This window comes from Aneurinibacillus danicus (assembly GCF_007991215.1).
Lineage (GTDB): Bacteria > Bacillota > Bacilli > Aneurinibacillales > Aneurinibacillaceae > Aneurinibacillus > Aneurinibacillus danicus.
The window spans coordinates 1-12,157 of sequence record NZ_BJXX01000206.1 but is presented as its reverse complement, the minus strand read 5'-3'; the positions used below and the strand labels follow the sequence as shown (position 1 = coordinate 12,157).

The 12,157-nt window shown below is 40.2% G+C and carries 9 protein-coding genes, 1 tRNA gene and 1 other annotated feature; of the genes, 4 read left to right on the top strand and 6 right to left on the bottom strand.

Features of this window, described 5'->3' with window-relative positions:
- Positions 1–7: 7 nt before the first annotated feature.
- Positions 8–1,018, bottom strand: coding sequence for a YaaC family protein (locus tag ADA01nite_RS20355; RefSeq protein ID WP_170230401.1), 1,011 nt, complete (start codon positions 1,016–1,018; stop codon positions 8–10).
- Between the two features lie 256 nt (positions 1,019–1,274).
- On the opposite strand from ADA01nite_RS20355, the gene guaB reads away from it, so the two are divergent.
- The 4 genes from guaB to ADA01nite_RS20335 all read left to right on the top strand — a co-directional run bounded on the left by guaB (position 1,275) and on the right by ADA01nite_RS20335 (position 6,455).
- Entirely contained in the window at positions 1,275–2,741 is a 1,467-nt protein-coding gene (guaB, locus tag ADA01nite_RS20350) for an IMP dehydrogenase (protein ID WP_146812265.1), read from the top strand.
- A gap of 109 nt (positions 2,742–2,850) precedes the next feature.
- Positions 2,851–4,182 (top strand): D-alanyl-D-alanine carboxypeptidase family protein, encoded by a 1,332-nt coding sequence (locus ADA01nite_RS20345; protein ID WP_246147438.1) that lies wholly within the window; start codon positions 2,851–2,853, stop codon positions 4,180–4,182.
- 247 nt (positions 4,183–4,429) lie between these two features.
- Positions 4,430–4,648: a binding site (T-box leader), on the top strand.
- 49 nt (positions 4,649–4,697) lie between these two features.
- Positions 4,698–5,984: a serine--tRNA ligase gene (gene serS / locus ADA01nite_RS20340; protein WP_146812264.1), complete on the top strand. Its 1,287-nt coding sequence runs from the start codon at positions 4,698–4,700 to the stop codon at positions 5,982–5,984.
- Positions 5,985–6,379: 395 nt separating this feature from the next.
- Positions 6,380–6,455 (top strand) — tRNA-Arg (locus ADA01nite_RS20335).
- A gap of 138 nt (positions 6,456–6,593) precedes the next feature.
- Here the strand turns inward: ADA01nite_RS20335 and ADA01nite_RS20330 are convergent.
- From ADA01nite_RS20330 to ADA01nite_RS20310, 5 genes are all read right to left on the bottom strand, one after another.
- Positions 6,594–7,778, bottom strand: coding sequence for a tyrosine-type recombinase/integrase (locus ADA01nite_RS20330; protein WP_146812263.1), 1,185 nt, complete (start codon positions 7,776–7,778; stop codon positions 6,594–6,596).
- A gap of 250 nt (positions 7,779–8,028) precedes the next feature.
- Positions 8,029–9,543, bottom strand: coding sequence for a recombinase family protein (locus ADA01nite_RS20325; RefSeq protein ID WP_170230400.1), 1,515 nt, complete (start codon positions 9,541–9,543; stop codon positions 8,029–8,031).
- Entirely contained in the window at positions 9,530–10,951 is a 1,422-nt protein-coding gene (locus ADA01nite_RS20320) for a recombinase family protein (RefSeq protein WP_146812261.1), read from the bottom strand. The genes ADA01nite_RS20325 and ADA01nite_RS20320 overlap by 14 nt, the downstream gene beginning before the upstream one ends.
- Positions 10,929–11,111 (bottom strand): hypothetical protein, encoded by a 183-nt coding sequence (locus ADA01nite_RS20315; RefSeq protein ID WP_146812260.1) that lies wholly within the window; start codon positions 11,109–11,111, stop codon positions 10,929–10,931. Before ADA01nite_RS20315 ends, ADA01nite_RS20320 begins: the two co-directional genes overlap by 23 nt.
- A gap of 329 nt (positions 11,112–11,440) precedes the next feature.
- On the bottom strand, positions 11,441–11,671 hold the full coding sequence (locus tag ADA01nite_RS20310) for an excisionase family DNA-binding protein (RefSeq protein WP_218029594.1): 231 nt from the start codon (positions 11,669–11,671) through the stop codon (positions 11,441–11,443).
- Between the last annotated feature and the right edge of the window lie 486 nt (positions 11,672–12,157).

The following is a 12,157-nucleotide window of genomic DNA, read 5'->3' as shown; positions in this document are numbered from 1 at the left end:
TTATTCTTTACTCGATTCGAAAAATATAACGTTCTTTTAATAGTAAATTATATACTAAATTTGGAAACTTTCGTGCGGATAATGTCAGAAACTCTTGAATCATGTACATATCTTCCGACATAAACGAAAATACGATTTCTCCCCAGCGTTCTGTTTCATATCGGCAAAGCATGCCTAATACGTACATGATCATGTAATGGGTTACAACCTCAGGAATTGTATGGGCTTTATCCATTTTTATTTTAAAGGAAAAATTACCTTTATAATCATGAGTAAACAGGGTATTTTCAAAGCCGTCTCCATTTTCTGTAACATGGATATTTTCCGGATGGTGCCATTCCAATCGGATGATGCCGCGAGGTGCTTCAATGACGGAAGCTGCAAAGCTTGCTTTCCCTTTATTGTAACGATTTAAGTAATGAATAAAGGCATCATATGTTAAGTGAACTTCATCTAACACGAATTCCGGGAGATAAAAAATCGTGCAGAGCTGTTCAAAGTTTCTGTGGGATGAAAGAGAAACAGATGTCATTGTAATCTGTTTATACAAACGCTGGTAAGCTGGCTGCAGTTCCGGAATGACGGCCAGCAGATTTTGCAGCCGGTACTTCTCATTAAGCCCGTCTTTATTTAAAAAAGAGTACAGATAAGGAAGCAATCCCTCTTTCTGTACGCGTACCTCATCTTCTGCGAATGAATAGTAGCTTTTTTTCATTTTGCGGCTCGTAACGCCATGTTGCAGAACGCGGGTGTTGGATGGATAATCCGGGTCGCGCGTAAGCACATACGCTTTCAGCAGGCTAACCATGCCGTAATACAGAAGCAGCGGCCGAACCAGAATATCACTGTGCGAGGCTGAAGAGTAATACTGACGTGCCTGTTTGATGTAATAAATGAATTTTGATGCATTCTGGAAAGCGTATACGTTAGCTTTAGGAATGCAACATTCCTCATACGTTTGCTGCAAAAATGCTTTTGTTGTGGATTCACTTTCAAAATACAAATAGCTATCCCACATTTTTTTCTCCGGATTTTCGCACATTATAGTGTGGACCGCTGTGTACATTCCCGTCACCTTTTCCGTATAATTATTCGTAAAAATAGAAAGTTTAAGCAGGAAAACGCTTGCTTTTCCATTATTATTTACAGAAAAGACGAACAATATTACGGGATTCTTGACAGTAAAATAAGGGTTTTGTTAAACTTTCGATAATATAATTAGACGCTGTATAAAACATAACTAACAAACTAAAGGAAAGGGAAGGTATGACCACGTGTGGGAAAATAAATTTAGTAAAGAAGGTTTAACGTTTGACGATGTTTTGCTTGTTCCGGGGAGATCTGATGTATTACCGCGTGACGTTGATGTTTCCACACAGCTGAGCGAGAATGTAAAATTGAACATTCCGCTTATTAGTGCCGGAATGGATACTGTTACCGAATCGGCTCTGGCCATCGCAATTGCTCGCCAGGGCGGCATGGGTGTTATCCATAAAAATATGTCTATTGAACAACAAGCGGAAGAAGTAGACCGCGTTAAACGTTCGGAGAGCGGTGTTATTACCAATCCTTTTTCACTCCAGCCTTCTCACCCGGTATCGGAAGCCGAGAAGTTAATGGCTAAGTTCCGAATTTCCGGAGTTCCGATTGTCGATGAAAACAATAAGCTGGTCGGCATTCTTACCAACCGGGATCTTCGATTCGTTCATGATTACTCTGTACAAATCTCAGAAGTCATGACGAAAGAAGAATTAGTTACTGCTCCGGTGGGTACAACATTGAAACAGGCAGAAGAAATCCTGCAGCGCCATAAAATCGAGAAGCTCCCGCTTGTTGACGAAAATAATGAGCTGAAAGGCCTTATTACCATTAAAGATATCGAAAAAGCCATCCAGTTCCCTAACGCTGCCAAAGACGCGCAGGGAAGACTTTTGTGCGGAGCGGCTGTCGGTGTATCCAAAGATACGTTTGAACGCGCAGAAGCGCTTGTAAACGCCGGCATCGACTGCTTGGTTATCGATACGGCACATGGCCATTCTAAAGGCGTTATAGACACAGTAAAGGAAATGCGCGCTAAATACCCGGATTTAACCATCGTGGCCGGAAACGTGGCTACCGGTGAAGCGACCCGTGAATTAATTGAAGCCGGTGCTTCTGCGGTTAAAGTCGGTATCGGACCGGGCTCTATTTGTACGACGCGTGTAGTAGCCGGTATCGGTGTTCCGCAAATTACGGCGATTTATGACTGCGCATCCGTTGCACGTGAATATAACATCCCGATTATCGCGGACGGCGGTATTAAATATTCCGGTGACATTGCTAAAGCAATTGGCTCCGGTGCATCTGTCGTTATGATTGGAAGCCTGTTCGCAGGCTGCGAAGAAAGCCCGGGTGAATCGGAAATTTACCAGGGGCGCCGTTTTAAAGTTTACCGTGGCATGGGATCCCTTGGAGCTATGAAAGAAGGAAGCAAAGACCGTTATTTCCAGGAGAAAGAAGACGACAAAAAACTCGTTCCAGAAGGCATCGAAGGGCGCGTTCCGTATAAAGGGCCTTTGGCGGACACCGTATACCAGCTGGTTGGTGGTTTGCGTGCAGGTATGGGTTACTGCGGTACCAAAACAATTGAAGAATTGAAAAACAATGCGCAATTTATCCGTATTACCAATGCCGGATTAAAAGAGAGCCATCCCCACGATGTTCATATTACGAAAGAAGCGCCCAACTACTCGATCTCTTAATGAATTTTGTCAAAAAATAGTTAATAAGACAGGGAATAAACTCCCTGTCTTTTTTTGTGTTGTATGGTAGAATCAAAAGTATTGTGTAATTTATGTGGAGGTGCGAGAGTTGTCAACGCTTGTTAGACAGATGAAGAAATCGCTTGTTTTAACGTTGGCGTTTCTGGTGTTCTTTGTACCCATTCTTCTTACCATGAATGTGGGACAAGCCCAGGCGGCTACGCCGGTGTTAAACCTGGACGTAAAGTCGGCCATTATGATTGAGGCAAAGACGGGGAAAATTTTGTACAAATATAACGAGAATCAGGCATTTCCTCCGGCCAGTATGACGAAGATGATGACCGAATACCTCGTATTGAATGCCATTGAGAAGAAAAAAATCACATGGGACCAAAAAGTTATGGTCGATGAGTACGGTGCTTTCCTGGGGAAATCGGGAACCTCGGGCGTGCTGCTTGCCCAGAACGAAGTACATACCGTAAAAGAACTATATGAAGCCCTGGCTATTTATTCGGCTAACGATGCTACTGTTATGCTTGCGAAGACGGTGGCCGGTTCTGAGACTGAGTTCGTAAAGCTGATGAATAAAACTGCGAAAGAGTTCGGCATGACACAGACAAAATTCGTTACTTCGACAGGTCTGCCGGTCGAAGATTTGAAACAATTTGCTCCCGACACTTCGAATGGGACTGACAACATGATGTCTGCCCGTGATTCTGCTATTCTCGCCAAAGAGTTGCTTACCAGATATCCGGAATTGTTAGAAACAACAAAAATCCCACACAAAACATTCCGTGAAGGAAGCACCCGCCCTCTAAAAATGGATAACTGGAACTGGATGCTTCCGGGACTTGTTAAACAATACCAGGGTGTGGATGGATTAAAAACAGGCCATACGAATGCAGCAGGCTTCTGCTTCACGGGTACGGCTGAGCGTAATGGTGTACGCCTGATTACGGTTGTGATGGGTGCGAAATCATTCCTGAGCCGTTTTACGGAAACAAGCAAAATGCTTGACTATGGCTTCAGTAACTATAAAATGCAGCCGATTCTCGCTAAAGGAGCACAGATTCCAGGCGGGGAAATGGCTAAAGTCGAAAAAGGGACGGCCAAAGAGGTAGCAGCAGTAGCCGGGCAAGAAGTTCTTTACCCGGTAAAAGCGGGAGAGGCGGGTGCCTATAAACCGAAAGCCGTGCTAAAAACGGTGACGGCTCCTGTAAAACAGGGACAGACGGTCGGCTCCATTAAAATCGTCGGACCGAACGGGAAATCAGATGAATTCCTGCGTCCGATCGATGAACAAAAAGCGGGCGGCGTGCTGGTCGCCAAAGAAGAAGTAGAGGAAGCAGGCTGGATTCGCCTGGCGTTTCGTTCGTTCTTCGGCTTTATCGGCGGTATTTTTGGCAGCCTGGGTGATTTGATTAAAGGCTTGTTCTCATAGTTGCATTACCATTACAGGGACGCCGTTGCTAGCGTCCCTTTTTGCGGAATAGGAAAGTATATGTGGCTTTACATTGATAAAGTAGCATATACTTTCCCTCCATTGTAATTGAGGAAGAACATGCGAGGCGCGTGCCCTGAAAGGAGGGAAAGATCGGCAACATCCGCCAATTTTTCTTATTATGCGGAGATACATTTTGCATCTTGTTTCCGGATATAGTAAAGTATAAGTGTGGTTTTTAACATGCACAAAGGCTGTGACGAGAACAAGTAAGCGGGAACTGGACGACCAGAGAGTCGGTGGAGGGTGCGAACCGAACGGACAGGCCGCTGAAATCCATCTCTGAGCCACCGGCGATGAGCCGGGCCGGTCACACAACCGTTATCGTGTGTCTAAGGGCGTACGGAGCTATAGAGGGCTTCGTAGGCCAAAGTAGGGTGGCAACGCGGGTAATCTCGTCCCTTAGGTGGGAGGAGATTTTTTTATTTTTTAAGCTTGATCAGGAGGAGATACGCATGTTAGATGTTAAGCGCCTGCGCAATGACTTCGAAGCGATTAAGAAAGCGCTCGAGACACGTGGAGAGAAATTGAACGAAATTGATAAATTCTCTGATTTGGACGTTAAGCGCCGTTCGTTGCTTGCGGAAAGCGAACAATTGAAAAATAAGCGCAATGTTGTTTCCGAAGAAATTGCGCGCATGAAAAAAGAAAAACAAAACGCGGACGATTTGATCGCAGAAATGAAAGAAGTATCGGCCAAAATTAAAGAGTATGACGAACAAATCCGTGTATTGGAAGAGGAAATTTCTCAAATTATGCTGGGTATTCCGAATGTGCCGCATGAAAGTGTTCCGGTAGGTATGACCGAGGAGGATAACGTCCCGGTGCGCCACTGGGGGGAAACACCGTCCTTCTCTTTCGAGGCGAAGCCGCACTGGGACATTGCCGCTAATCTGGGCATTCTTGATTTCGAGGCAGCGGCAAAAGTAACCGGAAGCCGTTTTGTCTTCTATAAAGGTCTTGGCGCGCGGCTGGAGCGGGCGCTAATTAACTTCATGCTTGATCTGCATACAATGCAGCATAACTACGAAGAGATTTTGCCTCCATACATCGTCAACCGTGAAAGCATGACCGGCACAGGCCAGCTGCCGAAGTTCGAAGAAGACGCATTCAAGCTGTCGGATACCGATTATTTCCTGATTCCGACCGCGGAAGTTCCGGTCACGAACTACCATCGGGATGAAATTATGCCGGCGGACGCGCTGCCGATTCGTTATGCGGCATACAGCGCTTGTTTCCGTTCTGAAGCAGGCTCTGCCGGACGCGATACGCGCGGCTTGATTCGTCAGCACCAATTCAACAAAGTAGAGCTTGTGAAGTTTGTAATGCCGGAGACATCATATGACGAACTGGAGAGCCTTGTCAACGACGCGGAGAAAGTGCTGCAGGTATTAGGATTGCCATATCGTGTAATGAGCATGTGTACAGGCGATTTGGGCTTTACGGCGGCGAAGAAATATGATATCGAGGTATGGTTGCCGAGCTATGGTATGTACCGTGAGATTTCGAGCTGCAGTAACTTTGAGGACTTCCAGGCACGCCGTGCAGGCATCCGTTTCCGCCGCGATACAAAAGCGAAGCCGGAATTTGTGCACACGCTGAACGGATCTGGTCTGGCAATTGGCCGTACTATGGCTGCTATTCTTGAGAATTATCAGCAGGAAGACGGCAGTGTTATCATTCCGGAATCGCTGCGTCCGTATATGGGTGGCCTGGAAAAGTTAGAACCAAAGAAGAAATAGGCTTATTTATAAATCAAAATGGCGTACCGCTGAGTATTCTGTGTACGCCATTTCTATATAATGTGGTTAGTTGGGGAGACGAAGTTAAAGCAGATCATCCTTTACTTTTTATTTTAAAAGATGCTGTCCCTTTTTATATCTCGAAATATAACGTATTTTTAAAAAGTTTATAATAAAACCATACCAGAAATCGATTTTTTGTATGCATCTTTTTTATAAAGCAGAATAATCAGATGTAAAGAAGCATTTTACGCAGTTTTTCTTTGTTATAACTTTCGTCTGCCAGGGAAATTTCCCGGTCATTGCCGGGAAAACGACCTTTTAAACATTCAATGATATATTGGAAACAGCTTATATTTGAAAACAAGAAAAAAGTTATATATAATAAATTCATTGGCCCCGTAGCTCAGCGGATAGAGCGTCGGTTTCCTAAACCGTGCGTCGGAGGTTCGAGTCCTCTCGGGGCCGCCATACATAAACCAGTAAAATCAAGGGTTTTCACGATCCTTGTTTTTTTATTTCCCGACCCAATTCCATTTTTGGGTACGGAATTGGGTACGGATATGACAAAACTATTCTTAACGCAACTTAATTAAACCTTAGCCCTTTTCAATTAGAAGGATGTTTTATCTTCTTATTTTTGAAGACAATACTGCCAATTTTATCAGATGCTTCGCGCTCTTTAGCTGGAATAGCATGGCCATACCGCCTTAAAATCATGGAACCATCTGAATGTCCTGCACGCATTATGACAGTCATTAGGTCTACATTTTGCGACAATAACAGCGTAATATTTGTGTGCCGTAAGCTATGGAAATTTTTTACGGGAATGTTGTGCTTAATGGTGAATTTTTTAAACCAGTTATTAACTGTATTAGGATGCATAGGGCCTCCATTCCAAGTTATGAATAGGCGATTAGAATTTAACCATTTGCTTCCTAAAGTCTCCTTTTTTTCTTCATGTAATTTTTTAAGTGTACTCAGTAAGGCTATCTCTTCATCAGTCAAAGATAGAGTTCTCTTTGATGACTTTGATTTTGGCCCTTTTGTTATTAGCCCTTTACGGTTAATATATTGGCTTGTTTTCTTCACTTTCAAAGTCTTAGCATCAAAATTAATATGATCCCATTCTAAACCTAGGAGTTCTCCTCTACGCAATCCCGTAGTGATCGCAAGTGTAACTAAGACAAAATATTGAAATTCTTCTTCCTGTCCATAATGAAGAATTAGTGCTACTTCTTCTTCGTTATAAAACTCCATTTCTTTTTCCTCTACTTTAGGTGGCTCTATGCTTTTAGCCACATTTATAGGGATGATTTGCCACTTTACCGCATGTCCGAGAATAGACGAAATAAGTCGATGGTGATGAAGGATTGATTGTTGGGATAAAGCCCCAGGCTTTCCATCCAAACGTATACCATCTTCCTTTAAATTGTCATAGAACTTAAGAAGGTGTATTGGCTTCAGTTTGTCCAATTCAACATGTCCTAGAGCAGGTAGGATACGTAAAGTAAGCATTCCTTCGTATCCTTGGACAGTTGTAGGAGATAACTCTTTCTCAGCATAAATCTTCATCCACTGTGAGATGAATTCAGCCAAAGTAATTTTAGGGGAATCAATATAGTTTCCCGTATAAACCTCGGCTACAAACTTAGCTAATTCTTTTTCCGCCTCCCTTTTATTAATTCCCTTGACTGTTTTGCGATAACGGATTTCTTTGCCATCTGGGCCACGACCACCGTATACCATTAGACGCCAAGAGTCTTTTCCGCGTTGTTCCAGGCTGCCAGCCATATAAACTTCTCCTTTCTGTATTTATAATTTTAATTAATTAACAGAAACATATGTTTGTATACATGTGAATTTTATTCGGTTATTTAACCAATTAATGAAAATAGCTTTCGGTAATCCAACCATCTAGGTATACCTAGATGGTTGGATTACCGAGAAGATTACTTGAAAAAGCCCGTAAAATCTGGGCTTTTCCAAGTAAGAAATGTTGAATTGTAATTAAGTGGGCTTATATATTCGGTAATATATCCAATTAATTCAACGGCATTTCGGTAATTTGTCCAATTTGATTTTCCAAAATAAAAAAAGGTGAAAATCGATAATCAATACTGACACGAGGAGTCTGACTCAGGCTAATATCAATTTTATTAATAAGAGCTAAACAAAGTGTGCGCAATTCCACATAGGTAAGCAACTGTGAAGGTACTTCTTTAAAGTGGAGAAAAGCGTCAGCAATCAGATTTTCATTTTTAATCTGTTTAATCTTTTCGATTAACAAGGATATTTCAGTTAATTTTTCGGTTATTATTTCTTTTGAATCGGACAATATTTGTTTCCATTCTTCATGTTGATCCATGTTTTCAATCATACGTTCTTTGTAAGAAATAATTTCTTGCTGAGCTTTAAAGCTTTCTTTTTGTTTAGCTAAAGATTTTTCTGAATCAGAGAGACGTTTGATTACTTGACTTTTCATTTTATCAAACATGCCTTCCAGTTCTACGGAAAGTCTTTTTAGGACGATGTCATGCAACATATCACTGCTAATTTTTTGATTGCATGAATTGCAATAATAATAGGTGTATTTCTTTTTGCTATTTGTCGGACTTGCATCTTTTGGAGTAAGCTCAAGTAAGCAAGATTTACAATGTACAATGTTTCGTAAAAAGAATGGGGTATTCATTTTTCCAGAGTTTTTTTTGTGTTGGCGTATGTTATGGACTAAATCCCATAAATAAGCTGGAATGATGGGTGGGTGATTGTTTTCAAACAAATCATATTGTCCATAAGGTTTTCGTTTGCTGCAATTGTAATCAATTCGTACATTCCAGGTTAAATCTCCAGCATAAAATCTATTGTTTAAAATGAAATCTACACTGCTTGCTTGCCACTCACCATTATTCGATGAAGGGACTTGAGCGCTGTTTAAGACATCAGCAATTTTTTTATTTCCATATCCCCAGGATGCTAAATGAAAAATGAAATAAACAATAGCTGCTTCTTCATTCGGAAAAAAAGTATCTTGTACTTTGTTGTAGCCAAATGGGACGCGTGATCCAGGTCGGATAGGTTTTCCGGTTGAATACAGTAGGGTTTTTTGGGCATCTTTGGCTCTCTTGGACTTTGTTAATACTTCTTCATATGAGTATAGAAGTTTAACCTGCGTTAAGAGGTTACTTGGGTTCCATTCTTCATTTTGCGATGCTTCGAAAAATTTACAATTTGGCTTTTCTTTTAGAATCGGATAGTAAACTTCTAAAGCAAAATCATCAAATAGCCTTGAAACCCTAGATGAGTCGTAAAAGAATACGGCTTCTTCTTCACCATTTAAGATGGAATTATACAATTCAATAATACCGGGGCGACGTTCAGCTCTATTTCGATATGCACTTACAGCCTCATCTTTGCACCATTTTTTAATGCAATAGCCCTGCATTTCAGCGGAATGAAGGATAGTATTTTGTTGAATTTCAATGGAATGGCCACCGGTTTGTTTTACAGAAGAAAAACGTATATATCCTATTGCTGGTTTTAAATTATTTGCATGCATATTGTATTTCCTTTCCTGGACATACTCCATGTCTCATAAAATCTTTAAAGTAAATCTCGAAAATCACCTCTTCGTTAGATACACAAACATTTTTAATTAAGGAATTACATAGCATACGAAGCTGGTTTTCAGACAGTAATTGTTCCTGGACTTGTTGAACAACTACGTTGGTAATTTGGCTAATTTCTTGTTGTAATTGCTCTAGATTCCTTTCAGTTTCTTTCAGTTCTTCCTGCTGTTTTTTCATAAACTGTAATTCTTCGTAAGGACGAGAAAAGGAAATGCTCCCGTGCAATGGAGAATGATTCATAGCAATATTTAAGCAGAGGGCATTAATCTTTCTCTCAATAATCCCTCGTTTTTGAACCATTTGTTTTCTTAATCTAGATATATAATTCAAACACTTTGATTCAATTAATGACGGAGATAATGATTGAGTAATCTCTTTTATTTTCTCTTTTGTAGCTTGGTTTAGTTCAGCTACAGAAATTTGATTCTTTTTATGCTTATGACTGCAAGAATAATAAGCTTCATTTTCAATTTTTCTTAGTTTCATTATGCTCCCACAATGGCAATAAGGCACAATATACGCATCATTAGTAACCGGTTTGAATGCACATTCAATTTCTTTTCGGAAACGTAAAAGTTTTTGTTCAATCAATTGGTAAATTCCCAAGGAAATTAGCGGCTCAACATAATGTAAAGCATGATAGCCGGAGCTATTTTTATGATGTGCAGCATAAAACGGATTGCGTAACATCTTTAAAAGTTTGTCACCGTTCCTTTTTAGCAGTGATTTGTACTTTGCCAAAGTGCTAATTAGCTGTTCTGGTGAATCAACTTCACTGCAATCCATGAAAAAATCGGTAAGCTGATTACGAATTTCAAGCTTTAACTTATATTCAATTTTGTTTCCTTCTTTGAGACGTTCGTACCCGAAAATATGAACCGGAAATAGTTTATGCGAATCTGACTTTCGCATTTGAATCGTCATAGCTTCCTGTTGAGTAAACATAGAAAGAAGTGCCTCCAAGACGATATTATTGGCCTGAAAAGGAATAGAATTAGTTGCTACATAAATTACTTCTACATCATGTTCTTTAAACGTATGAAGTATTTTCATATATTCAAAGGTATTTCTTGCTAGACGGTCACGAGAGTAGCAAATTAACCGATTTACTTTTCCGTTCTGAATATCATCAAGCATATTCATTAAATCTTTTCTTTGTAAAAGTGTTAGCTTCGAGGCTGAAACACCATGATCAGAATAGAATTTAACTGATTCCATAGGAATTTTATGAGTATTAATATAAGACATAGCAGCTGCCCGTTGCATTTCTTCATTTTGAGCGTGAGTGCTAACACGCATATATACAGCTGTAGTCTTAGGAGAAATATTTAGTTTCAAATTTCTTCTTCTCACTTTCCATTAAAATTTTACCGACTGACTTAGGTTCTAAGCCAAGACTGGTAATGATAATTTTCTCAATAAGAGAATCGATCCATAGCAAAGCTTCTGATGAATTTTCTTCGTTATAAGAAACTTTCACTACTCGTGGTTGATCCATATATTTTCCCTCCTGAAAACCTATTTTTATCCAGCGTTTCCAAGAGGGAGATCGAATATACTTAACCTGACTTACTAGATACTTCTTCGTTTAGATTTAATGCTAGTTGTATAGCAAATGTTTTGTTGCTTAAATCTCTTGGTGTAACAAGGATGATAGTCTCAGAACCGGGAATAGATAATGTTTCAAATATGTTGTTCATTTGACCCCTCGTGGTGTTTATCATATTGTTCGATAAACTGTTCAATAATATATAAAGAAATACCGAGAGACTTATGATGCTCTAATAGGTTTTGAACCCAGTAAACAAATCGTATAGAATTCATATGTCACACCTCAATTCGCCGGAGCTTGCCGTACTGTTGGTTAGTTTCCAGCTTATAAGTTGAGGTTTTTTCCTTTTCTTTGAGCCACTGTAGTAAGCTATCTTCACGGAATAGAACACGATTTCCCATCCTAAAATGAGGGATTTCATGTTTCTTAGCCATTTCGAGTATTAACCAATATGACACACCGATGAGCTGAGCAGCTTCTTTGCCAGTAAGAGTGATACGCTGCAATTTAATTCTCCTTCCTAAAATTAATAAACCAAAGACTAGGGGTGACAGGGCGACAAAAAACGTAAAAACAAAAAAAGACGTATAGTCTGCATCAATGCAGAAATACGTCTTTTTCGAACCCTCGATTGAGGTATAAATTTATTTTAGATATCTCTACCGTGAATATATAGGACGGTGAGTGGTCTTCATTTGTTACCGATGTCTATACATCAATTAACAAACTGCTTTTTGGGAAATACCCCTGCTATCCTCTATATTAGTGAATTAAGAAACGGGTTTTCACTAATAAGTACATAGCGTATCATACCTCCACTAACATAGCTTCTAGACCCGTTCTAGGTTAGTGTCCTCTGCCTTCTCTTGTTTTAAATTATGCTTGTAGAGATAGCTGGTATGGATACCGTAGATACAAAATTAGCTTAAAACAGCTTAATTTAAGAATATAAGACAGTTCAATATTTTGTCAACATAAATTTTTTTATAATT

Bases quoted from the DNA above. Each gene is read 5' to 3' on its own strand.
- ADA01nite_RS20315 (WP_146812260.1), bottom strand. From the start codon at position 11,111: ATGGATCAACCACGAGTAGTGAAAGTTTCTTATAACGAAGAAAATTCA.
- serS (WP_146812264.1), top strand. From the start codon at position 4,698: ATGTTAGATGTTAAGCGCCTGCGCAATGACTTCGAAGCGATTAAGAAA.
- ADA01nite_RS20330 (WP_146812263.1), bottom strand. From the start codon at position 7,778: ATGGCTGGCAGCCTGGAACAACGCGGAAAAGACTCTTGGCGTCTAATG.
- ADA01nite_RS20325 (WP_170230400.1), bottom strand. From the start codon at position 9,543: ATGCATGCAAATAATTTAAAACCAGCAATAGGATATATACGTTTTTCT.
- ADA01nite_RS20355 (WP_170230401.1), bottom strand. From the start codon at position 1,018: ATGTGGGATAGCTATTTGTATTTTGAAAGTGAATCCACAACAAAAGCA.